Source organism: Blastococcus saxobsidens (genome assembly GCF_010682065.1).
GTDB classification, from domain to species: domain Bacteria; phylum Actinomycetota; class Actinomycetes; order Mycobacteriales; family Geodermatophilaceae; genus Blastococcus; species Blastococcus saxobsidens_B.
The window spans coordinates 78896-104153 of sequence record NZ_JAAGWG010000013.1 but is presented as its reverse complement, the minus strand read 5'-3'; the positions used below and the strand labels follow the sequence as shown (position 1 = coordinate 104153).

Sequence of the window (25258 nt, the reverse complement as noted above, 5' to 3'; positions counted from 1 at the left end):
CACCGGGGGCCGGCACCCGAGCACCACCAGCAGAACAGAGCAGTCGGCAGGCAATCGATGAGCACCACCCAGCGCAGGTAGGAGATCCAGGCCACCCATGCCCACGATCAACCAGCTGGTCCGCAAGGGCCGCGAGGACAAGGTCGTCAAGACCACGACGCCGGCGTTGAAGGGTTCCCCCCAGCGCCGCGGCGTGTGCACCCGCGTGTACACGACCACGCCGAAGAAGCCGAACTCGGCGCTGCGGAAGGTCGCCCGCGTCCGCCTCACCAGTGGCATCGAGGTGACCGCCTACATCCCGGGCGTCGGCCACAACCTGCAGGAGCACTCGATGGTGCTGGTGCGCGGCGGCCGGGTGAAGGACCTCCCGGGCGTGCGCTACAAGATCATCCGCGGTTCGCTGGACACCCAGGGCGTCCGCAACCGCAAGCAGGCTCGTAGCAAGTACGGCGCCAAGAAGGAGAAGAGCTAATGCCGCGCAAGGGTCCCGCGCCGAAGCGCCCGCTGATCGCCGACCCGGTGTACCAGTCGCCCCTCGTCACCCAGCTGGTGAACAAGGTGCTGGTCGACGGCAAGCGCTCCGTCGCCGAGGCGATCGTCTACGGCGCCCTCGAGGGCGCCCGTGCCAAGAGCGACACCGACCCGGTCGTCACGCTCAAGCGCGCGCTGGACAACGTGAAGCCGTCCCTCGAGGTCCGCAGCCGCCGTGTCGGTGGCGCGACCTACCAGGTCCCGGTCGAGGTCCGCGCCTCTCGCAGCACCACGCTCGGCCTGCGCTGGCTGATCCAGTACAGCCGGGCGCGCCGCGAGAAGACGATGACCGAGCGTCTGATGAACGAGCTGCTCGACGCGAGCAACGGTCTGGGTGCCGCCGTCAAGCGGCGCGAGGACACGCACAAGATGGCCGAGTCGAACAAGGCCTTCGCGCACTACCGCTGGTGACGTCCGTCCATCAGCACCCGCGGCCGGCGGGACGTCCGGGCCACCCCCGGAACCCGCACGCGGACCAGATCCAAGAGGAGAAGTAATGGCCAGCAACGAGGCCCAGCTCCGCAAGACCCGGAACATCGGGATCATGGCGCACATCGACGCCGGCAAGACCACCACGACCGAGCGCATCCTCTTCTACACCGGTATCACGTACAAGATCGGTGAGGTCCACGACGGCGCGGCAACGATGGACTGGATGGAGCAGGAGCAGGAGCGCGGCATCACCATCACGTCCGCCGCGACGAAGTGCACCTGGAACGACCACGACATCAACATCATCGACACCCCCGGGCACGTGGACTTCACCGTCGAGGTGGAGCGTTCGCTGCGCGTCCTCGACGGTGCCGTCGCGGTCTACGACGGTGTCGCCGGCGTCGAGCCGCAGACCGAGCAGGTCTGGCGGCAGGCCGAGAAGTACGGCGTCCCGCGCATGTGCTTCGTCAACAAGCTCGACCGCACCGGCGCGGACTTCTTCCGCTGCGTCGACATGATGGTGGAGCGGCTCGGGGCCAACCCCCTGGTGCTGCAGCTGCCGATCGGTGCCGAGGCCGACTTCATCGGCGTCGTCGACCTGGTCACCATGAAGGCCCTCACCTGGCGCGGTGAGACCAAGATGGGCGAGGACTACGCCGTCGAGGAGATCCCCGCCGAGCTCGCCGACCAGGCCGCCGAGTACCGCGAGAAGCTGCTCGAGAACATCGCGGACTTCGACGACTCGCTCATGGAGGACTACCTCGGTGGCGAGGAGATCGAGGTCGACCGGCTGAAGGCCGCGATCCGCAAGGCCACCATCGGTGGTCAGGTGAACCCGGTCCTGACGGGCACCGCCTTCAAGAACAAGGGCGTGCAGCCGCTGCTCGACGCGGTCGTGGACTACCTGCCCAGCCCGCTCGACATCGAGGCGATCGTCGGCACCGCGCTGGACGGCGAGACCGAGGTCCTGCGGCACGCCGACGAGGACGAGCCGTTCTCGGCGCTGGCCTTCAAGATCCAGACCGACCAGCACCTGGGCAAGCTCACCTACGTCCGCGTGTACTCCGGTCGCCTGGACGCCGGTTCGCCGGTGCTGAACAGCACCAAGGACCGCAAGGAGCGGATCGGCAAGATCTACCAGATGCACGCCAACAAGCGCGAGGAGCGCGATGGCGTGGGTGCCGGTCAGATCGTGGCGGTCAACGGCCTCAAGCAGACGACGACCGGTGACACCCTCTGCGACCCGCAGAAGCCGGTCATCCTGGAGTCGATGACGTTCCCGGCGCCGGTCATCTCGGTGGCCATCGAGCCGAAGACGAAGTCCGACCAGGAGAAGCTCGGCACGGCGATCCAGAAGCTGGCCGAGGAGGACCCGACGTTCCAGGTCCGTCTCGACGAGGAGACCGGTCAGACGGTCATCTCGGGCATGGGCGAGCTCCACCTGGAGATCCTCGTCGACCGCATGCGCCGGGAGTTCAACGTCGAGGCCAACGTCGGCAAGCCGCAGGTGGCCTACCGCGAGACGATCCGCAAGGCCGTCGAGCGCTACGACTACACCCACAAGAAGCAGACCGGTGGGTCCGGTCAGTTCGCGAAGGTGCAGATCGCCATCGAGCCGCTCGAGATGAGCGGCGACTCGGCGACCTACGAGTTCGAGAACAAGGTCACCGGTGGCCGCATCCCGAAGGAGTACATCCCTTCGGTCGACGCGGGCATGCAGGACGCCATGCAGTACGGCGTCCTGGCCGGCTACCCGATGGTGGGCGTCAAGGCGAGCCTGCTGGACGGGCAGTACCACGAGGTCGACTCCTCGGAGATGGCCTTCAAGATCGCCGGCTCGATCGCTTTCAAGGAGGCGGCGCGCAAGGCCAGCCCGGCCCTGCTCGAGCCGCTCATGGCGGTCGAGGTGACCACGCCCGAGGAGAACATGGGCGACGTCATCGGCGACCTCAACTCCCGCCGCGGGATCATCCAGGCGATGGAGGAGCGCTCCGGCGCCCGCATCGTCAAGGCACTGGTGCCGCTGTCGGAGATGTTCGGCTACGTGGGCGATCTGCGCAGCCGCACCCAGGGACGGGCGAGCTACTCGATGGTGTTCGACTCGTACGCCGAGGTCCCGGCCAACGTCGCCAAGGAGATCATCGCCAAGGCGACCGGCGAGTAACGGAGTGCGGGCGATCCCGCCCGCACTCCCCGAGCACCACCCCACCCCAGAGCACGCACCACCTGCGTAACCACGAGGAGAGGAACCCAGTGGCCAAGGCCAAGTTCGAGCGGACCAAGCCGCACGTCAACATCGGCACCATCGGGCACATCGACCACGGCAAGACGACGCTGACCGCGGCGATCACCAAGGTCCTGCACGACAAGTACCCGAACCTCAACGAGGCGTCCGCGTTCGACCAGATCGACAAGGCGCCCGAGGAGAAGGCTCGCGGCATCACGATCTCGATCGCGCACGTCGAGTACCAGACGGAGAACCGTCACTACGCGCACGTCGACTGCCCCGGGCACGCCGACTACATCAAGAACATGATCACCGGTGCGGCCCAGATGGACGGCGCGATCCTCGTGGTCGCCGCCACCGACGGCCCGATGCCGCAGACCAAGGAGCACGTCCTCCTGGCCCGCCAGGTCGGCGTCCCCTACATCGTCGTCGCCCTGAACAAGGCCGACATGGTCGACGACGAGGAGATCCTGGAGCTCGTCGAGCTCGAGGTCCGCGAGCTCCTCAGCGAGTACGAGTTCCCGGGCGACGACGTCCCCGTGGTCCGCGTCTCCGCGCTCAAGGCGCTCGAGGGCGACGCCGAGTGGGGCGACAAGCTCATGGAGCTGATGAACGCCGTCGACACCGCGATCCCGGAGCCGGAGCGCGAGATCGACAAGCCGTTCCTCATGCCCGTCGAGGACGTCTTCACCATCACCGGTCGTGGCACGGTCGTCACCGGCCGCGTCGAGCGTGGCATCGTCAAGGTCTCCGAGGAGATCGAGATCGTCGGTATCCGCGAGGGTTCGACGAAGACGACCGTCACCGGCGTCGAGATGTTCCGCAAGCTGCTCGACCAGGGTCAGGCCGGCGACAACGTGGGTCTGCTCCTCCGCGGCATCAAGCGCGAGGACGTGGAGCGCGGCCAGGTCGTCGTGAAGCCCGGCTCGATCACCCCGCACACCAACTTCGAGGGTTCGGTCTACATCCTCTCGAAGGACGAGGGTGGCCGTCACACGCCGTTCTTCAACAACTACCGTCCCCAGTTCTACTTCCGGACCACGGACGTGACCGGCGTCGTGACCCTGCCCGCCGGCACCGAGATGGTCATGCCGGGCGACAACACCGAGATGACGGTGGAGCTCATCCAGCCCATCGCCATGGAGGAGGGCCTGCGGTTCGCCATCCGTGAGGGTGGCCGTACCGTCGGCGCCGGCCGGGTCGTCAAGATCAACAAGTAACACCTGACGGGCGGCGGCCGGGACCCGGCCGCCGCCCCTCACCCGGGTCGTCGACCCGCGGGTCAGCAGACCCACTCGAACTTTCACAACCGATCGGCAGGAGCAGAAGACAGCGATGGCGGGACAGAAGATCCGCATCCGGTTGAAGGCCTATGACCACGAGGCGATCGACGCCTCGGCGCGACGCATCGTGGAGACGGTCACGAAGACCGGAGCGCGAGTGGTCGGCCCCGTGCCGCTGCCGACGGAGAAGAACGTGTACGCGGTGATCCGTTCGCCGCACAAGTACAAGGACTCGTTCGAGCACTTCGAGATGCGCACGCACAAGCGGCTCATCGACATCCTCGACCCGACGCCGAAGACGGTCGACGCGCTGATGCGCATCGACCTGCCGGCCTCGGTCGACGTCAACATTCAGTAAGGGCAGTCAGCAGACATGGCGAGCACATTTCGCGGTCTCCTCGGCGAGAAGCTGGGGATGACCCAGGTTTTCGACGAGAACAACCGTCTCGTGCCGGTGACCGTCGTCAAGGCGGGCCCGTGTGTGGTGACCCAGGTGCGCACCCCCGAGGTGGACGGCTACTCCGCCGTCCAGCTCGGCTTCGGTGAGATCGACCCGCGCAAGGTGAACCGCCCCGAGGGCGGGCACTTCACCAAGGCGGGCGTGACGCCGCGGCGTCACCTGGTGGAGCTGCGCACGAAGGACGCCGGCAACTACACGGTCGGCCAGGAGCTGACCGCCGACGTGTTCGACGGCGTGGCCAAGGTCGACGTCATCGGCACCAGCAAGGGCAAGGGCACCGCCGGCGTCATGAAGCGTCACGGCTTCAAGGGCCTCGGCGCGTCGCACGGTACCCAGCGCAAGCACCGGTCGCCCGGTTCGATCGGTGGGGCCTCGACGCCCGGCCGCGTCTTCAAGGGCCTGAAGATGGCCGGCCGCATGGGTGCGGTCAAGACGACGACCCTGTCGCTGGTGGTCCACAAGGTGGACGCCGAGCGCGGCCTCCTGCTGATCAAGGGCGCCATCCCCGGTCCGAAGGGCGGCCTCGTGCTGGTCCGCTCGGCCGTCAAGGGTGGCCCCGTGGGGAGTGACAACAAGTGACCACGTCCATCAACAGCGCCGCCGCCGCGGCGCGCGCCGACCGGCAGGTCGACGTCCGTACCCCGGCCGGCGAGACCACCGGCAGCGTGACGCTGCCCGGTGACCTCTTCGACGCCAACGCGAACGTGTCGCTCATGCACCAGGTCGTCGTGGCGCAGCTCGCCGCGGCGCGTCAGGGCACGCACTCGACCAAGACGCGTGGCCAGGTCAGCGGTGGTGGCGCCAAGCCCTACCGCCAGAAGGGCACCGGCCGCGCCCGTCAGGGCTCGACCCGCGCGCCGCAGTTCGCCGGCGGTGGCATCGTCCACGGTCCGCAGCCGCGGAACTACGAGCAGAAGACCCCGAAGAAGATGAAGGCCGCCGCCCTGCGCGGTGCCCTCTCCGACCGGGCCCGCGAGGGCCGGGTGCACGTGGTCTCCGCGTTCGTGGACGGCGATGCGCCGAAGACGAAGGCAGCCCTCGCGACGCTGCACGCGGTGACCCAGGCCAAGCGGGTCCTGATCGTGCTCGACCGCGACGACGTCCTCAACTGGGTCAGCCTGCGCAACGTCCCCGAGGTGCACCTCATCGAGGCCGGCCAGCTGAACACCTATGACGTGCTGGTGTCCGACGAGGTCATCTTCACCGAGGCCGCGCTCGCGGAGTTCGTGGCCGGCCCGGTCAAGGGCAAGCGCTCCGGCGCCGACCTGCCCGACCTCGCCACCTCCGAGATCCCCGGTGGCTTCCCGTCCATCGCCCCCGCCGTCGGCGAGGGCACCGTCGAAGAGACCACCGAGGAGAAGGCATGAGCGTCCGCGACCCCCGGGACGTCCTGCTCGCCCCGGTCATCTCCGAGAAGAGCTACGGGCTCCTCGAGGCGAACCAGTACACGTTCATCGTGCTGCCGGAAGCCAACAAGACGCAGATCAAGATCGCGGTCGAGCAGATCTTCAACGTGAAGGTCCTCGGCGTGAACACGATCAACCGCCAGGGCAAGCGCAAGCGCAGCCGGGGCGCACAGATGGGCAAGCGCAAGGACACCAAGCGCGCCATCGTGTCGCTGGCCGCGGGCGACCGCATCGAGATCTTCGGGGGCCCGGGCGCCTGAGGCGGCTGGGCCTCCGGCCCACCCCTCCACCCGGATCCACGGACCAGAGATAGAAGACAGGGACTGAGTCAGCAATGGCTATCCGCAAGTACAAGCCGACGACGCCGGGCCGACGCGGCTCCAGCGTCGCCGACTTCGCCGAGGTCACCCGCGACCACCCCGAGAAGTCGCTGGTCCGACCGCTGCACGGTCGGGGCGGGCGCAACGTGCACGGGAAGGTCACCGCTCGTCACCAGGGCGGCGGTCACAAGCGCGCGTACCGGGTCATCGACTTCCGTCGGGCCGACAAGGACGGCGTGCCGGCCAAGGTCGCGCACATCGAGTACGACCCGAACCGCACGTCGCGCATCGCGCTGCTGCACTACGCCGACGGCGAGAAGCGCTACATCATCGCGCCGGCCCGCCTGAAGCAGGGCGACACGGTGGAGTGCGGCCCCGCGGCCGACATCAAGCCCGGCAACAACCTGCCGCTCCGGAACATCCCGGTCGGCACCGTGGTTCACGCCATCGAGCTCCGTCCCGGTGGCGGCGCGAAGATCGCCCGTTCCGCGGGTACCAGCGTCCAGCTGGTCGCCCGTGAGGGTCGCTTCGCGCAGCTGCGCATGCCCTCGGGCGAGATCCGCAACGTCGACGTGCGCTGCCGCGCCTCCGTCGGCGAGGTGGGCAACGCCGAGCAGTCGAACATCAACTGGGGCAAGGCCGGCCGCATGCGGTGGAAGGGCAAGCGCCCGACCGTCCGCGGTGTCGCCATGAACCCGGTGGACCACCCGCACGGTGGTGGTGAGGGCAAGACCTCCGGTGGTCGTCACCCGGTGAACCCCAAGGGCAAGCCGGAGGGTCGTACGCGCAAGCGGAAGGCCAGTGACGCCCTGATCGTGCGCCGCCGGCGCGCCAACAAGAAGCGCTGAGCGGGAAGAGGAGTCCGACAGAGATGCCACGCAGCCTGAAGAAGGGCCCGTTCGTCGACGACCACCTGCTCAAGAAGGTGGACGCTCAGAACGAAAAGGGCACCAAGAACGTGATCCGCACCTGGTCACGCCGTTCGACGATCATCCCGGACATGCTGGGCCACACCCTCGCGGTGCACGACGGCCGCAAGCACGTGCCGGTGTTCGTGACCGAGGCGATGGTCGGGCACAAGCTCGGCGAGTTCGCTCCCACGCGCACCTTCCGTGGGCACATCAAGGACGACCGCCGCTCGCGGCGGGGCTGACCAGGTAGAGAGAGAAACAGATGACTTCCCAGTTGGGACAGGAGGCGCCGGTCGCCCGGGCTACGGCCCGGTTCGTCCGCGTCACTCCCATGAAGGCCCGCCGGGTGGTGGACATGATCCGCTACCTGCCGACCGATGAGGCCCTGGCGCTGCTGCGGTTCGCCCCGCAGTCGGCCAGCGAGCCGGTGGCCAAGGTGGTCGCCAGCGCGGTGGCCAACGCCGAGCACAACCTGCAGCTCGACCCGGCAGCGCTGGTGATCAGCGCCGCCTACGTCGACGAGGGCCCCACCCTCAAGCGGATCCGTCCGCGTGCGCAGGGTCGTGCGTTCCGCATCAACAAGCGGACCAGCCACATCACCGTCGAGGTGAGCGAGGTCGCCACCAGCGACGTCCTCGCGCAGAAGTCGCGCAAGGCGCGCCGGGACACCGGCATGTCGGGCCCGGCCACCCAGCAGACGAACAACACGAGGGGAGGGACCCGCTAGTGGGTCAGAAGGTCAACCCGCACGGGTTCCGGCTCGGGATCACCACCGACTACAAGTCCCGGTGGTACGCGGACAAGCTGTACAAGGACTACGTCAAGGAAGACGTCGCGATCCGCAAGCTCATGTCCAAGGGCATGGAGCGGGCCGGCATCTCCAAGGTCGAGATCGAGCGAACCCGCGACCGGGTCCGCGTCGACATCCACACCGCCCGGCCGGGCATCGTCATCGGCCGTCGTGGCGCGGAGGCCGACCGCATCCGCGGCGAGCTCGAGAAGCTCACCGGCAAGCAGGTGCAGCTGAACATCCTCGAGGTCAAGAACCCCGAGTCCGACGCGCAGCTGGTCGCCCAGGGCGTGGCCGAGCAGCTCTCCAGCCGGGTCAGCTTCCGCCGTGCCATGCGCAAGGCGATGCAGTCCGCGCAGCGCAGCCCGCAGGTCAAGGGCATCCGGGTGCAGTGCTCGGGCCGCCTCGGCGGCACCGAGATGAGCCGCTCGGAGTTCTACCGCGAGGGCCGCGTGCCCCTGCACACCCTGCGCGCCAACATCGACTACGGCATCTACGAGGCCCGTACGACCTTCGGTCGCATCGGCGTCAAGGTGTGGATCTACAAGGGCGACGTCAGCGGCTCCCGGGCCGAGCGCGCCGCCCTCGAGGCGCTGGCCGACCGCCAGCAGCGCCGCGAGCGGGCCCAGCGCCCGCAGCGTCGTTCTGGTTCGTCGGGCACCACCGCTGGCGGGACCGAGGCCGGTCGCGCCGCAGTCGAGTCCTCCACCGGGCCGGTCGCGGACGCCACGGCGCCCGAGGCCGTCGTCGCGCAGACGTCCGGTGAGGTCGCGCCCGAGCAGACCGTTGCCGAGGCCGCCGGCCCGGAGGCCACCGCGGCCGCCGAGACCACGGCCACCGAGAACACGACGAGTCCGGAACAGGGGGCCTGACGCCATGCTCATCCCACGGCGCGTCAAGCACCGCAAGCAGCACCACCCGAGCCGCTCCGGCCGGGCCAAGGGTGGCACCGAGATCAACTTCGGTGAGTTCGCGATCCAGGCTCTCGAGCCCGCCTACGTGACCAACCGCCAGATCGAGTCCGCTCGTATCGCGATGACCCGGCACATCAAGCGTGGCGGCAAGGTGTGGATCTCGATCTACCCGGACCGTCCGTTGACCAAGAAGCCCGCCGAGACCCGCATGGGTTCCGGTAAGGGTTCGCCCGAGTGGTGGGTGGCCAACGTCAAGCCCGGCCGCGTGCTGTTCGAGCTGTCCGGTGTCGCCGAGCCCGTGGCCCGTGAGGCCATGCGCCGCGCGATCCACAAGCTGCCGATGAAGTGCCGCTTCATCACGCGTGAAGGAGAAGTGTGATGGCCGCCGGTCTGACCGCTCCCGAGCTGCGCGAGCTCTCTGTCGACGAGCTCGCTGCGCGGCTGCGCGAGTCCAAGGAAGAACTGTTCAACCTGCGCTTCCAGGTGGCCACCGGCCAGCTGGACAACAACCGGCGACTGCAGACCGTCCGCCGCGACATCGCCCGGATCTACACGATCATGCGCGAGCGCGAGCTGGGTCTCTCGGTCGCCCCGAACGAGGGTGTGGCATGAGCGAGACCCAGGAGTCGACCGGCCCCGGCCTGGCCGGCCGTGGCTACCGCAAGGTCCGCGAGGGCCTCGTCGTCAGCGACAAGATGGAGAAGACCATCGTCGTCGAGGTCGAGGACCGCGTGAAGCACGGCCTGTACGCCAAGGTCATCCGGCGGACCAGCAAGCTGAAGGCCCATGACGAGCAGGGCGACGCCGGCATCGGTGACCGCGTGCAGATCATGGAGACCCGTCCGATGTCGGCCACCAAGCGGTGGCGGCTCGTGCAGGTCATCGAGAAGGCCAAGTAGCACCAGCACCCGCGCGCGTGCGGCCCGCCAGGGCCGCCTCGCGCACGTCCAGCAGCAACGAGTAGGCTGGACGACTGGCGCGCCCCCCGGGTGCGCGCCGCATCCCGGTACCCGTGCCTCGGACGCACCGGCAGCTTCGGCCGCCGGTGCGTCCGCACGCGGGTGCCGGACAGCCGGTTCACCGTTCCGGCCCGGCTGTCACAACAATATTTGGGAGTAGGCGTGATCCAGCAGGAGTCGCGACTGCGAGTCGCCGACAACACCGGTGCAAAGGAAATCCTCTGCATCCGCGTGCTCGGCGGTTCCGGGCGGCGCTACGCAGGCATCGGCGATGTCATCGTCGGCACCGTGAAGGACGCACTGCCCGGTGCCGGCGTCAAGAAGGGCGACGTGGTCAAGGCCGTTATCGTCCGCACGGTGAAGGAGCGCCGTCGTCCGGACGGTTCCTACATCCGCTTCGACGAGAACGCCGCGGTCATCATCCGCGACAGCGGCGACCCGCGCGGGACGCGCATCTTCGGCCCCGTGGGCCGTGAGCTCCGCGACAAGCGCTTCATGCGGATCATCTCGCTCGCGCCGGAGGTGCTGTGATCATGGCGGAGAAGACCCCCTCGATGAAGGTCAAGAAGGGCGACACGGTCCTCGTGCTGTCCGGCAAGGACAAGGGCGCGAAGGGCCGGGTCATCGCGGCCTACCCGAAGGACCAGAAGGTCCTGGTGGAGGGCGTCGGCCGGGTGAAGAAGCACACCCGCATCAGCTCGACGCAGCGCGGCGCCCAGCAGGGCGGGATCGTCACGCAGGAGGCGCGCATCCACGTGAGCAACGTGATGGTGATCGACTCCGAGGACAAGCCGACCCGGGTCGGTATCCGCAAGGACGAGGAAGGCCGCAGCATCCGGGTCTCGCGGCGCACCGGTAAGGACCTCTGACCTCATGAGCGCACCCACCCGTGAGCTGCCCCGCATGCTCTCCTACTACCGCGACGAGATCGTCCCCGCGCTCCAGTCGGAGTTCGGCTACGAGAACGTCATGCAGATCCCGCGTCTGACCAAGATCGTGGTCAACATGGGCGTCGGCGAGGCCACCCGCGACGCCAAGCTGATGGACGGCGCGGTCCGCGACCTCACCGCCATCACCGGTCAGAAGCCGGCCGTCGTGCGAGCCCGCAAGTCCATCGCGCAGTTCAAGCTCCGCGAGGGCATGCCGATCGGCGCGAAGGTCACCCTCCGCGGCGACCGCATGTGGGAGTTCCTGGACCGCCTGCTGGCCCTGGCCCTGCCGCGTATCCGCGACTTCCGCGGCCTGTCCGCCAAGCAGTTCGACGGCCACGGCAACTACACGTTCGGCCTGACCGAGCAGTCGATGTTCCGCGAGATCGACGTCGACAAGATCGACCGGCCGCGCGGTATGGACATCACGCTGGTCACCACCGCCACGACCGACGAGGAGGGTCGCGAGCTGCTCCGCCAGCTCGGGTTCCCCTTCGCCGGCCTGACCGTCGTGAACACGACCCGCTGAGCCGGGGCAGGAGAGACAGATGGCCAAGAAGGCTCTGATCAACAAGGCGGCCCGCAAGCCGAAGTTCGCGGTCCGCGGTTACACCCGCTGCCAGCGGTGCGGACGTCCGCACGCGGTCTTCCGCAAGTTCGGCCTGTGCCGGATCTGCCTGCGGGAGATGGCGCACGCCGGGGAGCTCCCGGGCGTCCGCAAGTCCAGCTGGTAAGTCGCAGCCGTACGACCCGGCCGGGGCACGAGCACCGGCCGGACCACAGCACCACCGATCGCCGACAGGCCCCGCGCCAAGTCTCCGAGACCCAGCGCACGTGGAACCGCGGCGAGAGAGGCACCAGACACCATGACGATGACCGACCCGATCGCGGACATGCTGACGCGTCTGCGGAACGCCAACCAGGCGTACCACGACTCTGCGTCCATGCCGTCGTCGAAGTTGAAGACGCACATCGCGGAGATCCTCCAGCAGGAGGGTTACATCGCCGGCTGGAAGGTCGACGACGTCGAGAAGGACGGCCACACCTTCAAGCACCTCGTGATCGACCTCAAGTACGGCCCGAACCGCGAGCGGAGCATCGCCGGCGTGCGCCGGGTCTCCAAGCCCGGTCTGCGGGTGTACGCGAAGTCCACGGCCCTGCCCAAGGTCCTCGGCGGCCTCGGCGTCGCGATCATCTCGACGTCGACCGGGCTCCTGACCGACAAGCAGGCGAACAAGAAGGGCGTGGGTGGGGAAGTCCTCGCCTACGTCTGGTAAGGGGCGAGCGAGATGTCACGGATCGGACGACTGCCGATTCCCGTGCCGGGTGGCGTGGACATCGCCATCGACGGCCAGATGGTGAACGTGAAGGGCCCCAAGGGCGCCCTCTCGCACACGGTCGCGACGCCGATCACGGTCGAGCGCAGCGACGACGGCACGCTGCTGGTGCAGCGGCCCAACGACGAGCGGCAGAACCGGGCCCTGCACGGGCTGTCCCGGACGCTCATCGCCAACATGATCACCGGTGTCACCGAGGGCTACACGAAGACCCTCGAGATCGTCGGCGTCGGTTACCGCGTCCAGGCCCGCGGCTCGAACCTCGAGTTCGCCCTGGGCTTCAGCCACCCGGTTCCGGTGGAGGCGCCCGAGGGCATCACCTTCGCCGTCGAGTCCCCGACCCGCCTGCGGGTCAGCGGCATCGACAAGCAGCTGGTCGGCGAGGTCGCAGCCAAGATCCGCAAGATCCGCAAGCCCGACCCGTACAAGGGCAAGGGCGTGCGGTACCAGGGCGAGGTCGTCAAGCGCAAGGTCGGGAAGACGGGTAAGTGATGGCTCAGGCAGAGAAGGCCGTTCGGGTCCACAAGCCCGTCGGAACCGACATCAGCACGGCGCGCCGCGTTTCGCGGCTCCGTCGTCACAACCGGCTGCGCAAGCGGGTCTCCGGCACGCCGGAGCGTCCGCGCCTGGTGGTCAAGCGCAGCTCGCGGCACATCCACGTGCAGCTGGTCGACGACACCGTCGGTCGCACGGTGGCCAGCGCCTCGACGATGGACGCCGGCCTGCGTGGCGCCGAGGGCGACAAGTCCGCCCTGGCCCGCCAGGTGGGTGCGCTCATCGCCGAGCGCGCGAAGGCCGCCGGCTACACCGCCGTCGTCCTCGACCGTGGTGGCAACCGGTACGCGGGGCGCATCGCCGCCCTCGCCGACGGTGCCCGTGAGGGTGGGCTGGACTTCTGATGACCGCCACCCGTAGCAGCACGACCGAGCAGATCGAGAGGGACGTCTGATGCCAGGACCACAGCGACGCGGCGGCGGCGCCGGCGGCGGTAACGACCGCCGCGACCGTCGTGACGGCGGGCGGGGCCCCGGAGGCGCTCCCGCCGAGAAGAGCAACTACATCGAGCGCGTGGTCGCCATCAACCGCGTGTCCAAGGTCGTCAAGGGTGGTCGTCGCTTCAGCTTCACCGCCCTGGTGATCGTGGGCGACGGCGACGGCACCGTGGGCGTCGGTTACGGCAAGGCCAAGGAGGTGCCCGCGGCGATCGCCAAGGGTGTCGAGGAGGCCAAGAAGCACTTCTACAAGGTGCCGCGCATCGCCAGCACCATCCCGCACCCGGTGCAGGGTGAGGCGGCGGCCGGTGTGGTGCTCCTGAAGCCGGCCAGCCCCGGTACCGGTGTCATCGCCGGTGGTCCGGTGCGTGCCGTGCTCGAGTGCGCCGGCATCCACGACGTGCTGTCGAAGAGCCTCGGGTCGTCCAACCCGATCAACATCGTGCACGCCACGATGCAGGCCCTGAAGGACCTCGTCCGCCCGGAGGAGATCGCGGCTCGCCGTGGTCTGCCCCTCGAGGACGTCGCCCCGGCCGCCATGCTGCGTGCCCGTGCGGGTCAGGGGGTCTGAGATGGCGCAGCTGAAGGTCACCCAGGTCAAGTCGGCGATCGGCACCAAGCCCAACCAGCGGCAGACGCTGCGCTCGCTGGGCCTGAAGAAGATCAACGACTCGGTCGTCCAGGAGGACCGTCCCGAGATCCGCGGGATGGTCGCAACGGTGCCGCACCTGGTCACCGTCGAAGAGGTCTGAGGAAAGACTCGCTATGACTCTGAAGGTCCACCACCTGCGCCCGGCCCCGGGCGCCCGTACCGCCAAGACCCGCGTGGGTCGCGGTGAGGGCTCCAAGGGCAAGACGGCCGGTCGCGGTACCAAGGGCACCGGCGCGCGCGGGAACACCCACGCGCGGTTCGAGGGTGGGCAGACCCCGCTGCACATGCGGCTGCCCAAGCTCTCGGGCTTCAAGAACCCGAACAAGGTCGTGTTCCAGGTCGTCAACCTCGACCGCATCGCGGCGCTCTTCCCGCAGGGTGGTCTGGTCGACCCGGACACCCTCGTGGAGGCCGGCGCGGTCCGTCGTGGTCACCCGGTCAAGGTGCTCGGCACCGGCGAGCTGGGCGGCGTGAAGGTCGACGTCCACGCGCACGCCTTCTCCTCGTCCGCCGCCGAGAAGATCGGCGCTGCCGGGGGCAGCACCAACCGCATCTGACAACGGGCGACCCCCGCGGGAGCGTGACACCGCGCCCGCGGGGGTCGTCTGCTGCCCGGCCGCGTCACGCGGCCGGGCACCGGCCGTTGTGCGGTCGCGGCCGGCGACTGTGTCGTGGCAGCGGCGGTCGGCCGCATTGCTAATCTCTTACGAACGATCAGGGGAGGGCACGTGCTGCAGGCGTTCGCCGCGGCGTTCCGGACGCCAGACCTCCGGCGCAAGCTGCTGTTCTCCCTGGCGATCATCGCCGTGTACCGGCTGGGGGCGCAGGTCCCGGGGCCCGGCGTCTCCGTGGAGGCCATCAACAGCTGTCTCGACCAGGCGCAGGCATCCGACCAGCGGGACATCTACTCGCTGGTCAACCTGTTCTCCGGCGGCGCGCTGCTGAAGCTCTCGGTCTTCGCGCTGGGGATCATGCCGTACATCACGGCGAGCATCATCGTGCAGCTGCTGGTGGTGGTGATCCCGCGCTTCGAGGTGCTGAAGAAGGAAGGGCAGTCGGGTCAGGCCAAGCTGACCCAGTACACCCGCTACCTGACGATCGCCCTCGCGGTCCTGCAGAGCACCGGCATCATCGCCCTGGCGCGCAGCGGCCAGCTCTTCCCGAACTGCAGCGAGCAGATCATCCCGTCGAACTCGGTGTGGACGACCGTGGTGCTGGTCATCGCGCTCACCGCCGGTACGGCCATGATCATGTGGCTCGGCGAGCTGCTGACCGAGAAGGGGATCGGCAACGGCATGTCCGTGCTGATCTTCACCTCGATCGCCGCACGCATCCCGGCCGAGGGCGGGTCGATCCTCCAGTCGCGCGGCGGCGTCGTCTTCGCGGTGGTCTGCGTGATCGCCGTCGTCATCATCGGCACCGTCGTGTACGTGGAGCAGGCCCAGCGCCGCATCCCGGTGCAGTACGCCAAGCGGATGGTGGGCCGGCGCATGTACGGCGGCACGTCCACCTACCTGCCGCTGAAGGTCAACCAGGCCGGCGTCATCCCGGTCATCTTCGCGTCGTCGCTGCTGTACCTGCCGCAGCTGATCATCCAGCTGCAGGGCAACGAGACCGGCGGCGTCCGGCAGTTCTTCGAGAACAACATCGTCGACCAGAGCAGCCCGGTCCACATCGCGGTGTTCTTCGGCCTGATCGTGTTCTTCACGTACTTCTACGTGTCGATCACGTTCAACCCGGAGGAGCGGGCCGACGACATGAAGCGCTACGGCGGCTTCATCCCGGGCATCCGCCCCGGCCGGCCCACTGCCGAATACCTGCAGTACGTGCTGTCCCGGATCACGCTCCCCGGCTCGATGTACCTGGGCATCGTCGCGGTGCTCCCGAACTTCTTCCTCGCCGTGACGCAGCCGGGGCAGAACCAGAACTTCCCGTTCGGCGGGGTCGCGGTCCTCATCATGGTCGGAGTGGGGTTGGAGACGGTGAAGCAGATCGAGACGCAACTCAATCAGCGCAACTACGAAGGGTTCCTGAAGTAGTGCGCGTCGTCCTCCTGGGCCCTCCCGGAGCGGGCAAGGGCACCCAGGCGCAGATCATCGCCGGTGAGCTGAGCGTGCCGGCGATCTCGACCGGTGACATCTTCCGCGCGAACGTCAGCGGGCAGACCGAGCTCGGCCTGAAGGCGAAGACCTACATGGACGCCGGTGACCTCGTCCCCGACGAGATCACCTTGGCCATGGTGAAGGACCGTCTCGCCGAGCCCGACGCCAAGGCGGGCTTCCTGCTCGACGGCTTCCCGCGGACGATCGCCCAGGCCGAGCAGCTCCGGTCCTCCCTGCACGACCTCGGGAACGCGCTCGACCGGGTCCTCGAGCTCGTCGTCGACGAGGAGGAGCTGGTGCGCCGGCTCTCCGGCCGGCGGATGGTCGTCGACGGCCAGGAGGTCCAGCGCGACGACGACAAGCCGGAGACGGTGCGTCACCGCCTGAAGGTCTATCGGGAACAGACGGCGCCGCTGTCCGGCTTCTACGACAGCGAGGGTCTGCTGGCCCGGATCGACGCGATCGGGTCGGTCGAGGAGGTCACCGCCCGGGCGCTGCGCGCACTGGGCGTCGACGGCGGCGACGAGTCCGGTCAGCCGGCCTCGGTCTGACTGCCGGCCCCGGTGGCCCGGTGAAGGAGCAGCGCGGTAGATGACGACAGGCATCCTGGGTCGCATCCCGCTGCTGGCGAAGTGGAGTGGACGCATGATCCAGATCAAGACGGCGCACGAGATCGAGCTCATGCGTGCCTCCGGCCTCGTCACGGCCGGGGCCCTCGCGGCGGTCCGGGCCGCGGTTGCTCCCGGTGTCAGCACCGGGGAGCTGGACGCCGTCGCGGAGGACCACATCCGCTCGCACGGCGCGGTGCCGAACTTCCTCGGGTACCACGGCTTCACCGGGACGATCTGCACCTCGATCAACGACGAGATCGTGCACGGCATCCCGAACCCGGAGCGGCGCCTCGAGGCCGGCGACAACATCTCCATCGACTGCGGCGCCATCCTGGACGGCTGGCACAGCGACTCCGCCGTCACCGTCACGGTGGGGGAGCCGTCCCCCGAGGACGCCGCCCTGCTCGAGGTGACCGAGCGCTCGATGTGGGCCGGGCTGGCCCGTGCGGTCGCCGGCGGCCGGCTGACCGACATCAGCCACGCGGTCGAGGAGTCCATCCGCTCCCACCAGCACGGGTACGGGATCGTGGACCACTACGGCGGGCACGGTATCGGGACCGAGATGCACCAGGACCCGCACGTGCTGAACTACGGCCGCGCCGGGCGTGGGCCCAAGCTGGTGCCGGGGCTGGCGCTGGCGATCGAGCCGATGGTGACGGTGGGCGACCCGGCGACGGCCGAGCTCGACGACGGGTGGACCGTCGTCACCAAGGACGGCTCCCGGGCCGGTCACTTCGAGCACACGGTGGCCATCACGCCCGAGGGCCCCTGGGTGCTCACGGCCGAGGACGGCGGGGTCGCCGGCCTGGCACCGTTCGGGATCACGCCTCGAACCTGAGGAAGGGCCAGCGCCTCCCGGGACGCGCTGCGCTCGCTCGGGGCCCTGCGGCGAGCCCGTCCCAGCACGTCACCACCGTCACTACGGGGGCGGGTTGGTGACGGGTGGGGCACCGGGGTACGATCTTCTGTGGCGCTAGCGCCGTTTCGTCGTCGTGCTGTGGCCGCGTGACGCGAGACGCCCTCTGCGAGAGCGCCTGCACCACCTGTTCTGCAATCTCCGTGTGCGTCCAGCCGGGTTCCGGCGCGGGCGCACGAGGATCCAGTACCACCGAGTCAGGGAGCGCGTTCAAGGCATGGCGAAGAAGGACGGGGCCATCGAGGTCGAGGGTCGCGTCGTCGAGCCGCTGCCCAATGCGATGTTCCGGGTCGAACTGCAGAACGGGCACCGGGTGCTCGCCCACATCAGCGGCAAGATGCGGCAGCACTACATCCGCATCCTGCCCGAGGACCGCGTGGTCGTGGAGCTCTCGCCCTACGACCTGACGCGCGGTCGCATCGTCTACCGCTACAAGTAACCGCTCGGACCGTGCAGCTGCCGCGAGGCAGAGCGCGGCGGGCACACGATCCGAGGAAATGAGGGGCGGCACCGGTGAAGGTCCAGCCGTCGGTGAAGAAGATCTGCGACAAGTGCAAGGTGATCCGCCGGCACGGCCGGGTCATGGTCATCTGCGACAACGCCCGGCACAAGCAGCGCCAGGGCTGAGGGAGTACCTGAACATGGCACGACTGGCTGGCGTCGACCTCCCCCGCGAGAAGCGGATGGAGATCGCGCTCACCTACATCTACGGAATCGGCAGGCACCACGCCAAGGAGACCCTGGCCGCGACGGGCGTCAGCCCGGACCTGCGCGCCAAGGACCTCAGTGACGAGGACCTGCTGAAGCTCCGCGACTACATCGACGAGCACTTCCGCGTCGAGGGTGACCTCCGCCGCGAGGTCGCTGCCGACATCCGTCGCAAGGTGGAGATCGGTTGCTACCAGGGCCTGCGGCACCGCCGCGGTCTCCCGGTGCACGGTCAGCGCACCAAGACCAACGCGCGCTCGAGCAAGGGCCCGCGCAAGACCATCGCCGGCAAGAAGAAGGCCGGCAAGAAGTAAGCCGCGTACCGCGCCGTCGCGCGTCCCTGAGGGGGGAACGACGGTGCAGCGCGTGCTGCCTCTCTAGGCCACGAAGAGAAGGAACCCCACACACACATGCCTCCCAGGGCTCGCGCCGCGGCCGGTGCCAAGAAGGTCCGCCGCAAGGAGAAGAAGAACGTCGCTCACGGTGCTGCGCACATCAAGAGCACGTTCAACAACACGATCGTCTCGATCACCGACCCCAACGGGAACGTGATCAGCTGGGCCTCCGCCGGCCATGTCGGCTTCAAGGGCTCGCGCAAGTCGACCCCCTTCGCCGCGCAGATGGCCGCCGAGAACGCGGCCCGCAAGGCGCAGGAGCACGGCATGCGCAAGGTGGACGTCTTCGTGAAGGGCCCCGGCTCCGGCCGGGAGACCGCGATCCGCTCCCTCCAGGCCACCGGCCTCGAGGTCGGACAGATCCAGGACGTCACGCCGCAGCCGCACAACGGCTGCCGGCCCAAGAAGCGCCGCCGGGTCTGACCGGCCGACTGACGAGACGAACGAGGAGTACCTGACGTGGCCCGTTACACCGGAGCCGACTGCCGCCTGTGCCGGCGCGAGAAGATGAAGCTGTTCCTCAAGGGCAGCAAGTGCGAGTCCGCGAAGTGCCCGATCGAGATCCGGCCCTACCCGCCGGGCGAGCACGGCCGTGGCCGCAGCAAGGACAGCGAGTACCTGCTCCAGCTTCGTGAGAAGCAGAAGGCGCGCCGCATCTACGGCGTGCTGGAGAAGCAGTTCCGCGGTTACTACGAAGAGGCCAACCGCAAGACCGGCAAGACCGGTGAGGTCCTGCTCCAGATCCTGGAGTCGCGGCTGGACAACGTGGTCTACCGGGCCGGCTTCGCCGAGTCCCGCGACATGGCCCGCCAGCTGGTGCGCCACGGCCACATCCGGGTCAACGGCCGCAAGGTCGACATCCCGTCCTACCGGGTGAGCGAGAACGACATCGTCGAGGTCGCGGAGAAGTCGCGCACGATGCTGCCGTTCGAGATCGCCCAGGCGCGCGCCGGCGAGCGTCCCGTTCCGCCGTGGCTGGAGGTCATCAGCAGCCAGCTGCGCGTGCTCGTGCACAGCATCCCGGCCCGCCAGGTGATCGACACCCCGGTCCAGGAGCAGCTGATCGTCGAGCTGTACTCGAAGTAAGCACCACTGCAGTACCGGCTCCGGCGGGCGGACAGATGCCCGCCGGAGCCAGCACCACCCTCACGGCGTCATATGGCGGGTGCCGGAGGACATGAAGGAGAACCAATGCTCATCGCACAGCGCCCCACGCTGACCGAGGAGATCATCTCGGAGCAGCGCTCGCGGTTCGTCATCGAGCCGCTCGAGCCGGGTTTCGGCTACACCCTCGGCAACTCCCTGCGGCGCACGCTGCTGTCGTCCATCCCCGGTGCGGCTGTCACCAGCATCCGCATCGAGGGCACCCTGCACGAGTTCACCACCGTGCCGGGCGTCAAGGAGGACGTCACCGAGATCATCCTGAACCTCAAGGGCCTGGTCGTCAGCTCCGACTCCGACGAGCCGGTGACCATGTACCTGCGCAAGCAGGGGCCGGGCGAGGTCACCGCCGCGGACATCGCGCCGCCGGCCGGTGTCGAGGTGCACAACCCCGACCTGCACATCGCGACGCTCAACGGCAAGGGCCGTCTCGAGGTCGAGCTGGTCGTCGAGCGTGGCCGTGGCTACGTGCCGGCGCCGCAGAACAAGCAGCCCGGCCAGGAGATCGGCCGCATCCCCGTGGACTCGATCTACTCGCCGGTCCTCAAGGTCACCTACGCCGTCGAGGCGACCCGTGTCGAGCAGCGCACCGACTTCGACCGCCTGGTCGTCGACGTCGAGACCAAGCCGTCGCTGGCCCCGCGGGACGCCATCGCGTCCGCCGGTTCGACCCTCGTCGAGCTGTTCGGCCTGCTGCGCGAGCTGAACGTCGACGCCGAGGGCATCGAGGTCGGGCCCAGCCCGGCCGAGGCCGCCGACATCGCGAACTTCTCGATGCCGATCGAGGACATGGACCTCACCGTCCGGTCCTACAACTGCCTCAAGCGCGAGGGCGTGCACACCGTCGGTGAGCTCGTCACCCGCTCCGAGGCCGACCTCCTCGACATCCGTAACTTCGGCGCCAAGTCGATCGACGAGGTCAAGATGAAGCTGGCGGCCATGGGCCTCGCGCTCAAGGACAGCCCGCCCGGGTTCATCCCCACCTCGGTCGAGAGCTACGACGAGGGCTACGAGACCGACGCCTACCAGGGCACGGGCGAGTACGCCGCCGGCTACGACCAGGCGCAGTACGACGAGACCTCCTACCAGGAGACCGAGCAGCTCTGAGGCGGTGCGGGACGGACGGCGAACCCGCCGTCCGTCCCCGCCGCGGGGCGCGCGACACTGACGCCACGAGCAGTGCAGCACCACCGCAGTACGGACGACAGCAGCATCACGGATGCAGCCGGCAGCGAGCGCCCGGCCGCCTGAGGAAGGACCGACATGCCCACCCCCACCAAGGGCCCCCGTCTCGGCGGGTCCCCCGCGCACGAGCGGCTGATGCTGGCCAACCTGGCCACCTCGCTGTTCGAGCACGGGCGGATCACCACCACCGAGACCAAGGCGAAGCGCCTGCGTCCGCTGGCCGAGAAGCTGGTGACCTTCGCCAAGCGCGGTGACCTGCACGCCCGTCGTCAGGTGATGACGACCATCCGTGACAAGGACGTCGTCCACACGCTCTTCGCCGAGATCGGTCCTCGCTACGAGAACCGTCCCGGTGGCTACACCCGGATCACCAAGGTCGGTCCCCGCAAGGGCGACAACGCGCCCATGGCGGTCATCGAGCTGGTCGAGGCCCTGACCGTCGGCCAGCAGGCCGTCGGCGAGGCCGAGCGGGCCCGCGGCACGAAGTTCGCCGCCGGTGCCGGCGCGGCCGCCGCCTCGGGCGAGGTCACCGCCGACGCCGTCGAGCCGGCCGAGGAGACGCCTGCCGAGGAGACCGCGACCGAGGAGACCGCGACCGAGGAGACCGCTGAGGTCGAGACGGCCGAGGCGACCGCGGACGAGACGGCTTCCGACGACGCCGCGGCGGAGTCCGACACGGACGGCGCCAAGTGACCAGCTCCACCGGCCCCGGCGGGGACACCTCCCCGGCCGTGACCGACGGCTCCGTCACCGACGAGGCCCAGGAGATCGTCACCGACGTCTACAACCCCGACGGTGAGCGCCAGGACGACGGCGACGTCACCCCGGAGCCGGTCGCGCAGAACACCGCCGTGGTCGACGACCCGGCGCTCTCGCCGGAGCTGGCCGAGGCGGTCGCCGCCGAGATCAACGCCGCCGAGATGGGCGACGCCGCCACGGCGAGCCTGAACGCTCCCGGTGGCGAGTCGGCGCCCGACCCGCGCTGACGCACACGATCGCGAACACGCGCTGAGCACCCAGCAGCACACGGACGAGCCCGCCACCGGCAACGGTGGCGGGCTCGTCCGTCTCCGTCTCGCCGTCCAGTACGACGGCACGGGCTTCCACGGCTGGGCCCGCCAGCCGGCGCTGCGCACGGTGCAGGAGGAACTGGAGCGGGGACTGGCGACGGTCCTGCGCACGGACGTCGACCTGACGGTCGCCGGCCGCACCGACGCCGGCGTGCACTCCACGGGGCAGGTGGTGCACTGCGACGTCCCCCACGCCGTGTGGGAGGAGCAGCAGGAGAAGCTCGTCCGCCGGCTGCGCGGTGTGCTGCCCGCCGACATCGGCGTGCCGCGGGTGGAGGAGGCCCATCCGGATTTCGACGCCCGGTTCGGGGCGCTGGCCCGGCACTACGTCTACCGCCTCACCGACGCGCCCTCCGGTCCGCCGCCGCTGCGACGCGCCGACACGGTGGCCTGGCCGCGCCGCCTGGACACCGGCGCGATGGACCTGGCCGCCGGGCTGCTGCTCGGGGAGAACGACTTCGCCGCCTACTGCAGGCGCCGCGAGGGCGCCACGACCATCCGCACGCTGCTGCGGTTGACCGTCGCCCGGCAGCACGAGGATGACGGATCGCAGACCGTCCGGATCGACGCCTCGGCCGACGCCTTCTGCCACTCGATGGTCCGCAGCCTCGTGGGCGGGCTGGTGGCGGTCGGCGAGGGCCGCCGTCCGCTGGACTGGCCGGCCGGCCTGCTCAGCCGCACGGAGCGCGCGAGTGACGTGCCGGTGGCCCCCGCGCACGGCCTCACCCTCGTGGCCGTCGACTACCCGCCCGACTCCGAGCTGGCCTCCCGCACGCAGGTCACCCGCGCCCGCCGCGGCGACTGACCGGCGGTCAGGGCACCGCGGCGACGGCCTCGGCGATCGGCGTCCCCCCGGACACCAGCTCCACGACGGCGCCGTCCCGCCCGGCGTCCAGCAGGGCGACGAGCACCGCGGCGACGTCGTCGCGCGGGATGCTGCCCCGCTCGACGTGCCGGTCGAGGGTGACCGTCCCGGTGCCCGCGTCGTCGGTGAGCCCGCCGGGCCGCAGCACGGTCACGGCCAGCTCCGGGCGGGCCAGGAGGTCCTGCTCGGCGGCGAGCTTGGCGCGCAGGTAGGCGGTGAACACCTCGTCCACGCCCTCGGGGGAGGCGCCGTCGGCCACCATGTCCGTCCCCATGGAGGACACGAGGAGGTAGCGGCGCACGCCGGCCCGCTCGGCGGCGTCGGCGAGCAGGACTGCGGCGCCCCGGTCGACGGTGTCCTTGCGATCCTTGCTGCTGCCCGGGCCGGCACCCGCCGCGAAGACCACGGCGTCGGCGTCGGTGAGCACGTCGGCGACGTCGTCCACCGTGGCCGACTCCAGGTCCAGGACCACCGGCGTCACGCCGTCGTCCTCCAGGTCGGCCCGGTGGTCGGGGTTGCGGACGAGGCCCGTGACGGAGTCCCCGCGGGCGGACAGCAGGCGGCCCAGGCGGCGGGCGACCTGCCCGTGGGCCCCGGCGATGACGATGCGCATGCCCCGGCCCCTACCCGGTGCGGCGGCCGGCTACCGCCCGGGCCCGGGCCAGCTCCTCGGGGGTGTCGCAGTCCAGCCACGGCGGGGGAGCGCCCGGCGCCACCTCCGGCCGGTGGCGGTCCACCGCCAGCCCGCTCAGCGCCCGGTGCAGGGCCGCGGGCCCGCCCGGGTCCCCGACGGCCGTCCGCAGCGCCGTCGTCCGCCAGACGCCCAGCAGGAGCTGGTCGCGGCCGGTGTCGTCGACGACGAGGACCCCGTCGTCCACCAGGCGCCGCCGCAGCGTGCGGACGAGGTCGCCGGTGAGGAAGGGGAGGTCCCCGGCGAGGACGGCGACGACGTCGGTGTCCACGGCGGTGAGCCCGGCGCGGAGCGCGGCGACCGGTCCGCCGCCGGCGGGCTCCTCGCGGGTGAAGACCACGTGGGCCGGCGCGTCCTGCACCGGGCCGACCACCACCCGGCGCCGGGCGTCCGCGACCGCGCCGAGGACCGCGGCCAGCAGGCTGCGGCCGCCGACCTCCAGCTGCGGCTTGGGCCGGCCGCCGAGGCGGGAGGCCCGGCCGCCGGCCAGCACCACGGCCGAGTACGGCGGGAGTTCCTCCATGGGCAGCACCGTAGGCCGCCCGGCGTGGGTACCGTCCACGCCGTGGGACGAGTCACCAGCCGCACCCCGGTGCTGCGCATCCGAGGTCCGCAGCACACCACCCGGCCGGACACGGTCGCCGCCGAGGAGCCGTTGGAGATCCGGCTGAACGGCACGCCGCTGGCGGTCACGATGCGGACGCCGGGCGACGACTTCGACCTGGTGCACGGTTTCCTGGCCACCGAGGGCGTCATCCACGGGTCCGACGACGTCGCCGGCCTGCGGTACTGCGACTCGGTCGACGCCGACGGCCGCAACACCTACAACGTCGTGGACGTCGACCTCGCGCCCGGTGTGCCGATCCCCGACACGGGGCTGGAGCGGAACTTCTACACGTCCAGCTCGTGCGGGGTCTGCGGCAAGGCCAGCATCGACGCGATCCGCACCAAGACCTCCTACGACGTCGCCGGCGACCGGGTGCGGCTGCCGCTGGAGGTGCTGCTCGCGCTGCCCGACCGGCTCCGCGCCGCCCAGCAGGTGTTCGACAAGACCGGCGGGCTGCACGCCGCGGGCCTCTTCACCGCGGCCGGCGAGCTCCTGGCGCTGCGCGAGGACGTCGGCCGGCACAACGCCGTCGACAAGGTCGTCGGCGACGGCGTGCGCGAGGGCCGGCTGCCGCTGGCGGCGCACGTGCTGATGGTCAGCGGGCGGGCCAGCTTCGAGCTCACCCAGAAGGCGGCGATGGCCGGGATCCCGGTGCTCGCCGCGGTGTCGGCGCCGTCCTCGCTGGCGGTGGAGCTGGCCCGCGAGGTCGGCATCACGCTGGTGGGCTTCCTGCGCGGCGACGGCTGCAACGTCTACACGCACACCGAGCGGATCCAGCTGGCACCGGAGAACTGACGCGGCACC

40 protein-coding genes are annotated in these 25258 nt (G+C 69.8%); 38 read left to right on the top strand and 2 right to left on the bottom strand.

What is annotated here, in order from left to right; genetic code table 11:
- Window positions 1–97: 97 nt before the first annotated feature.
- The 37 genes from rpsL to truA all read left to right on the top strand — a co-directional run bounded on the left by rpsL (window position 98) and on the right by truA (window position 23096).
- Window positions 98–472 (top strand): 30S ribosomal protein S12, encoded by a 375-nt coding sequence (gene rpsL / locus GCU60_RS10835; protein ID WP_014377998.1) that lies wholly within the window; start codon window positions 98–100, stop codon window positions 470–472.
- A complete protein-coding gene (gene rpsG, locus GCU60_RS10830) occupies window positions 472–942 on the top strand; it encodes a 30S ribosomal protein S7 (RefSeq protein WP_104527747.1) in 471 nt (156 codons plus the stop codon). The genes rpsL and rpsG overlap by 1 nt, the downstream gene beginning before the upstream one ends.
- A gap of 85 nt (window positions 943–1027) precedes the next feature.
- Entirely contained in the window at window positions 1028–3127 is a 2100-nt protein-coding gene (gene fusA / locus GCU60_RS10825) for an elongation factor G (protein WP_163205013.1), read from the top strand.
- 89 nt (window positions 3128–3216) lie between these two features.
- Window positions 3217–4410 carry an elongation factor Tu gene (gene tuf / locus GCU60_RS10820; protein ID WP_014377995.1) on the top strand — a complete coding sequence of 398 codons (1194 nt, stop codon included), beginning with the start codon at window positions 3217–3219 and terminating at the stop codon, window positions 4408–4410.
- A gap of 115 nt (window positions 4411–4525) precedes the next feature.
- Complete coding sequence (rpsJ, locus tag GCU60_RS10815; protein ID WP_014377994.1) at window positions 4526–4831, top strand: 30S ribosomal protein S10; 306 nt, start codon at window positions 4526–4528, stop codon at window positions 4829–4831.
- A 15-nt stretch (window positions 4832–4846) separates the two neighbouring features.
- A complete protein-coding gene (rplC, locus tag GCU60_RS10810; protein WP_163205011.1) occupies window positions 4847–5512 on the top strand; it encodes a 50S ribosomal protein L3 in 666 nt (221 codons plus the stop codon).
- Window positions 5509–6300, top strand: a complete 792-nt coding sequence (gene rplD / locus GCU60_RS10805; RefSeq protein ID WP_345770529.1) for a 50S ribosomal protein L4 — start codon at window positions 5509–5511, stop codon at window positions 6298–6300. The genes rplC and rplD overlap by 4 nt, the downstream gene beginning before the upstream one ends.
- The gene (rplW, locus tag GCU60_RS10800) at window positions 6297–6599 is read left to right on the top strand and encodes a 50S ribosomal protein L23 (protein WP_163205009.1); all 303 of its coding nucleotides are present in this window, start codon (window positions 6297–6299) and stop codon (window positions 6597–6599) included. The genes rplD and rplW overlap by 4 nt, the downstream gene beginning before the upstream one ends.
- Window positions 6600–6673: 74 nt before the next feature.
- Complete coding sequence (gene rplB / locus GCU60_RS10795; protein ID WP_163205008.1) at window positions 6674–7507, top strand: 50S ribosomal protein L2; 834 nt, start codon at window positions 6674–6676, stop codon at window positions 7505–7507.
- Window positions 7508–7530: 23 nt separating this feature from the next.
- On the top strand, window positions 7531–7812 hold the full coding sequence (gene rpsS / locus GCU60_RS10790) for a 30S ribosomal protein S19 (RefSeq protein WP_029340037.1): 282 nt from the start codon (window positions 7531–7533) through the stop codon (window positions 7810–7812).
- Window positions 7813–7832: 20 nt separating this feature from the next.
- Complete coding sequence (gene rplV, locus GCU60_RS10785) at window positions 7833–8297, top strand: 50S ribosomal protein L22 (protein WP_163205006.1); 465 nt, start codon at window positions 7833–7835, stop codon at window positions 8295–8297.
- On the top strand, window positions 8297–9232 hold the full coding sequence (rpsC, locus tag GCU60_RS10780; RefSeq protein ID WP_163205004.1) for a 30S ribosomal protein S3: 936 nt from the start codon (window positions 8297–8299) through the stop codon (window positions 9230–9232). Before rplV ends, rpsC begins: the two co-directional genes overlap by 1 nt.
- Before the next feature lie 4 nt (window positions 9233–9236).
- Entirely contained in the window at window positions 9237–9653 is a 417-nt protein-coding gene (gene rplP / locus GCU60_RS10775; protein ID WP_104523783.1) for a 50S ribosomal protein L16, read from the top strand.
- Window positions 9653–9886, top strand: a complete 234-nt coding sequence (gene rpmC, locus GCU60_RS10770; RefSeq protein ID WP_089336468.1) for a 50S ribosomal protein L29 — start codon at window positions 9653–9655, stop codon at window positions 9884–9886. Before rplP ends, rpmC begins: the two co-directional genes overlap by 1 nt.
- Window positions 9883–10173 carry a 30S ribosomal protein S17 gene (gene rpsQ / locus GCU60_RS10765; protein WP_163205002.1) on the top strand — a complete coding sequence of 97 codons (291 nt, stop codon included), beginning with the start codon at window positions 9883–9885 and terminating at the stop codon, window positions 10171–10173. The genes rpmC and rpsQ overlap by 4 nt, the downstream gene beginning before the upstream one ends.
- A 222-nt stretch (window positions 10174–10395) precedes the next feature.
- Complete coding sequence (rplN, locus tag GCU60_RS10760) at window positions 10396–10764, top strand: 50S ribosomal protein L14 (RefSeq protein WP_014377983.1); 369 nt, start codon at window positions 10396–10398, stop codon at window positions 10762–10764.
- Window positions 10765–10766: 2 nt separating this feature from the next.
- Complete coding sequence (gene rplX / locus GCU60_RS10755; protein ID WP_430537418.1) at window positions 10767–11102, top strand: 50S ribosomal protein L24; 336 nt, start codon at window positions 10767–10769, stop codon at window positions 11100–11102.
- Between the two features lie 4 nt (window positions 11103–11106).
- Window positions 11107–11691, top strand: a complete 585-nt coding sequence (rplE, locus tag GCU60_RS10750; protein ID WP_163205000.1) for a 50S ribosomal protein L5 — start codon at window positions 11107–11109, stop codon at window positions 11689–11691.
- 19 nt (window positions 11692–11710) lie between these two features.
- Window positions 11711–11896, top strand: a complete 186-nt coding sequence (locus GCU60_RS10745) for a type Z 30S ribosomal protein S14 (RefSeq protein WP_014377980.1) — start codon at window positions 11711–11713, stop codon at window positions 11894–11896.
- A 138-nt stretch (window positions 11897–12034) separates the two neighbouring features.
- A complete protein-coding gene (gene rpsH, locus GCU60_RS10740) occupies window positions 12035–12439 on the top strand; it encodes a 30S ribosomal protein S8 (RefSeq protein WP_430537417.1) in 405 nt (134 codons plus the stop codon).
- A 12-nt stretch (window positions 12440–12451) separates the two neighbouring features.
- Window positions 12452–12991, top strand: coding sequence for a 50S ribosomal protein L6 (gene rplF / locus GCU60_RS10735; protein ID WP_163204996.1), 540 nt, complete (start codon window positions 12452–12454; stop codon window positions 12989–12991).
- On the top strand, window positions 12991–13398 hold the full coding sequence (gene rplR / locus GCU60_RS10730) for a 50S ribosomal protein L18 (RefSeq protein WP_163204994.1): 408 nt from the start codon (window positions 12991–12993) through the stop codon (window positions 13396–13398). The genes rplF and rplR overlap by 1 nt, the downstream gene beginning before the upstream one ends.
- 49 nt (window positions 13399–13447) lie before the next feature.
- Complete coding sequence (gene rpsE / locus GCU60_RS10725; protein WP_026857030.1) at window positions 13448–14062, top strand: 30S ribosomal protein S5; 615 nt, start codon at window positions 13448–13450, stop codon at window positions 14060–14062.
- A gap of 1 nt (window position 14063) precedes the next feature.
- The gene (gene rpmD / locus GCU60_RS10720; RefSeq protein ID WP_163204992.1) at window positions 14064–14243 is read left to right on the top strand and encodes a 50S ribosomal protein L30; all 180 of its coding nucleotides are present in this window, start codon (window positions 14064–14066) and stop codon (window positions 14241–14243) included.
- A gap of 13 nt (window positions 14244–14256) precedes the next feature.
- A complete protein-coding gene (rplO, locus tag GCU60_RS10715; protein WP_163204989.1) occupies window positions 14257–14700 on the top strand; it encodes a 50S ribosomal protein L15 in 444 nt (147 codons plus the stop codon).
- A gap of 171 nt (window positions 14701–14871) precedes the next feature.
- A complete protein-coding gene (gene secY / locus GCU60_RS10710) occupies window positions 14872–16182 on the top strand; it encodes a preprotein translocase subunit SecY (RefSeq protein ID WP_163204987.1) in 1311 nt (436 codons plus the stop codon).
- Window positions 16182–16796, top strand: coding sequence for an adenylate kinase (locus GCU60_RS10705; protein WP_163204985.1), 615 nt, complete (start codon window positions 16182–16184; stop codon window positions 16794–16796). Before secY ends, GCU60_RS10705 begins: the two co-directional genes overlap by 1 nt.
- 40 nt (window positions 16797–16836) lie before the next feature.
- A complete protein-coding gene (gene map / locus GCU60_RS10700; protein WP_239520894.1) occupies window positions 16837–17694 on the top strand; it encodes a type I methionyl aminopeptidase in 858 nt (285 codons plus the stop codon).
- Window positions 17695–17989: 295 nt separating this feature from the next.
- On the top strand, window positions 17990–18211 hold the full coding sequence (infA, locus tag GCU60_RS10695; protein ID WP_012950459.1) for a translation initiation factor IF-1: 222 nt from the start codon (window positions 17990–17992) through the stop codon (window positions 18209–18211).
- Between the two features lie 74 nt (window positions 18212–18285).
- Window positions 18286–18399 (top strand): 50S ribosomal protein L36, encoded by a 114-nt coding sequence (rpmJ, locus tag GCU60_RS10690; protein ID WP_012950458.1) that lies wholly within the window; start codon window positions 18286–18288, stop codon window positions 18397–18399.
- A 14-nt stretch (window positions 18400–18413) separates the two neighbouring features.
- Complete coding sequence (gene rpsM, locus GCU60_RS10685; RefSeq protein WP_163204983.1) at window positions 18414–18794, top strand: 30S ribosomal protein S13; 381 nt, start codon at window positions 18414–18416, stop codon at window positions 18792–18794.
- Between the two features lie 96 nt (window positions 18795–18890).
- Window positions 18891–19298: a 30S ribosomal protein S11 gene (rpsK, locus tag GCU60_RS10680; RefSeq protein WP_014377968.1), complete on the top strand. Its 408-nt coding sequence runs from the start codon at window positions 18891–18893 to the stop codon at window positions 19296–19298.
- Between the two features lie 36 nt (window positions 19299–19334).
- Window positions 19335–19961, top strand: coding sequence for a 30S ribosomal protein S4 (gene rpsD / locus GCU60_RS10675; protein ID WP_163204981.1), 627 nt, complete (start codon window positions 19335–19337; stop codon window positions 19959–19961).
- Between the two features lie 105 nt (window positions 19962–20066).
- Window positions 20067–21143 (top strand): DNA-directed RNA polymerase subunit alpha, encoded by a 1077-nt coding sequence (locus tag GCU60_RS10670; protein ID WP_104527725.1) that lies wholly within the window; start codon window positions 20067–20069, stop codon window positions 21141–21143.
- Between the two features lie 156 nt (window positions 21144–21299).
- Window positions 21300–21914, top strand: coding sequence for a 50S ribosomal protein L17 (rplQ, locus tag GCU60_RS21585; protein ID WP_163204979.1), 615 nt, complete (start codon window positions 21300–21302; stop codon window positions 21912–21914).
- The gene (locus GCU60_RS10660) at window positions 21911–22207 is read left to right on the top strand and encodes a hypothetical protein (protein ID WP_239520892.1); all 297 of its coding nucleotides are present in this window, start codon (window positions 21911–21913) and stop codon (window positions 22205–22207) included. Before rplQ ends, GCU60_RS10660 begins: the two co-directional genes overlap by 4 nt.
- Window positions 22179–23096: a tRNA pseudouridine(38-40) synthase TruA gene (gene truA, locus GCU60_RS10655; protein ID WP_345770528.1), complete on the top strand. Its 918-nt coding sequence runs from the start codon at window positions 22179–22181 to the stop codon at window positions 23094–23096. The genes GCU60_RS10660 and truA overlap by 29 nt, the downstream gene beginning before the upstream one ends.
- 7 nt (window positions 23097–23103) lie before the next feature.
- Here the strand turns inward: truA and GCU60_RS10650 are convergent, their stop codons facing one another.
- Window positions 23104–23769 carry an SDR family oxidoreductase gene (locus tag GCU60_RS10650; protein ID WP_163204977.1) on the bottom strand — a complete coding sequence of 222 codons (666 nt, stop codon included), beginning with the start codon at window positions 23767–23769 and terminating at the stop codon, window positions 23104–23106.
- Between the two features lie 10 nt (window positions 23770–23779).
- Window positions 23780–24370: a molybdenum cofactor guanylyltransferase gene (mobA, locus tag GCU60_RS10645; protein ID WP_163204975.1), complete on the bottom strand. Its 591-nt coding sequence runs from the start codon at window positions 24368–24370 to the stop codon at window positions 23780–23782.
- A gap of 42 nt (window positions 24371–24412) precedes the next feature.
- On the opposite strand from mobA, the gene fdhD reads away from it, so the two are divergent.
- Window positions 24413–25249, top strand: coding sequence for a formate dehydrogenase accessory sulfurtransferase FdhD (gene fdhD, locus GCU60_RS10640; RefSeq protein WP_163204973.1), 837 nt, complete (start codon window positions 24413–24415; stop codon window positions 25247–25249).
- Window positions 25250–25258: the final 9 nt, after the last annotated feature.

Bases quoted from the DNA above. Each gene is read 5' to 3' on its own strand.
- rpsL (WP_014377998.1), top strand. From the start codon at position 98: ATGCCCACGATCAACCAGCTGGTCCGCAAGGGCCGCGAGGACAAGGTC.
- rpsG (WP_104527747.1), top strand. From the start codon at position 472: ATGCCGCGCAAGGGTCCCGCGCCGAAGCGCCCGCTGATCGCCGACCCG.
- fusA (WP_163205013.1), top strand. From the start codon at position 1,028: ATGGCCAGCAACGAGGCCCAGCTCCGCAAGACCCGGAACATCGGGATC.
- rpsJ (WP_014377994.1), top strand. From the start codon at position 4,526: ATGGCGGGACAGAAGATCCGCATCCGGTTGAAGGCCTATGACCACGAG.
- rplC (WP_163205011.1), top strand. From the start codon at position 4,847: ATGGCGAGCACATTTCGCGGTCTCCTCGGCGAGAAGCTGGGGATGACC.
- rplW (WP_163205009.1), top strand. From the start codon at position 6,297: ATGAGCGTCCGCGACCCCCGGGACGTCCTGCTCGCCCCGGTCATCTCC.
- rplB (WP_163205008.1), top strand. From the start codon at position 6,674: ATGGCTATCCGCAAGTACAAGCCGACGACGCCGGGCCGACGCGGCTCC.
- rpsS (WP_029340037.1), top strand. From the start codon at position 7,531: ATGCCACGCAGCCTGAAGAAGGGCCCGTTCGTCGACGACCACCTGCTC.
- rplV (WP_163205006.1), top strand. From the start codon at position 7,833: ATGACTTCCCAGTTGGGACAGGAGGCGCCGGTCGCCCGGGCTACGGCC.
- rplP (WP_104523783.1), top strand. From the start codon at position 9,237: ATGCTCATCCCACGGCGCGTCAAGCACCGCAAGCAGCACCACCCGAGC.
- rpmC (WP_089336468.1), top strand. From the start codon at position 9,653: ATGGCCGCCGGTCTGACCGCTCCCGAGCTGCGCGAGCTCTCTGTCGAC.
- rpsQ (WP_163205002.1), top strand. From the start codon at position 9,883: ATGAGCGAGACCCAGGAGTCGACCGGCCCCGGCCTGGCCGGCCGTGGC.
- rplX (WP_430537418.1), top strand. From the start codon at position 10,767: ATGGCGGAGAAGACCCCCTCGATGAAGGTCAAGAAGGGCGACACGGTC.
- rplE (WP_163205000.1), top strand. From the start codon at position 11,107: ATGAGCGCACCCACCCGTGAGCTGCCCCGCATGCTCTCCTACTACCGC.
- GCU60_RS10745 (WP_014377980.1), top strand. From the start codon at position 11,711: ATGGCCAAGAAGGCTCTGATCAACAAGGCGGCCCGCAAGCCGAAGTTC.
- rpsH (WP_430537417.1), top strand. From the start codon at position 12,035: ATGACCGACCCGATCGCGGACATGCTGACGCGTCTGCGGAACGCCAAC.
- rplF (WP_163204996.1), top strand. From the start codon at position 12,452: ATGTCACGGATCGGACGACTGCCGATTCCCGTGCCGGGTGGCGTGGAC.
- rplR (WP_163204994.1), top strand. From the start codon at position 12,991: ATGGCTCAGGCAGAGAAGGCCGTTCGGGTCCACAAGCCCGTCGGAACC.
- rpsE (WP_026857030.1), top strand. From the start codon at position 13,448: ATGCCAGGACCACAGCGACGCGGCGGCGGCGCCGGCGGCGGTAACGAC.
- rpmD (WP_163204992.1), top strand. From the start codon at position 14,064: ATGGCGCAGCTGAAGGTCACCCAGGTCAAGTCGGCGATCGGCACCAAG.
- rplO (WP_163204989.1), top strand. From the start codon at position 14,257: ATGACTCTGAAGGTCCACCACCTGCGCCCGGCCCCGGGCGCCCGTACC.
- map (WP_239520894.1), top strand. From the start codon at position 16,837: ATGACGACAGGCATCCTGGGTCGCATCCCGCTGCTGGCGAAGTGGAGT.
- infA (WP_012950459.1), top strand. From the start codon at position 17,990: ATGGCGAAGAAGGACGGGGCCATCGAGGTCGAGGGTCGCGTCGTCGAG.
- rpsM (WP_163204983.1), top strand. From the start codon at position 18,414: ATGGCACGACTGGCTGGCGTCGACCTCCCCCGCGAGAAGCGGATGGAG.
- rpsK (WP_014377968.1), top strand. From the start codon at position 18,891: ATGCCTCCCAGGGCTCGCGCCGCGGCCGGTGCCAAGAAGGTCCGCCGC.
- GCU60_RS10670 (WP_104527725.1), top strand. From the start codon at position 20,067: ATGCTCATCGCACAGCGCCCCACGCTGACCGAGGAGATCATCTCGGAG.
- rplQ (WP_163204979.1), top strand. From the start codon at position 21,300: ATGCCCACCCCCACCAAGGGCCCCCGTCTCGGCGGGTCCCCCGCGCAC.
- GCU60_RS10650 (WP_163204977.1), bottom strand. From the start codon at position 23,769: ATGCGCATCGTCATCGCCGGGGCCCACGGGCAGGTCGCCCGCCGCCTG.
- mobA (WP_163204975.1), bottom strand. From the start codon at position 24,370: ATGGAGGAACTCCCGCCGTACTCGGCCGTGGTGCTGGCCGGCGGCCGG.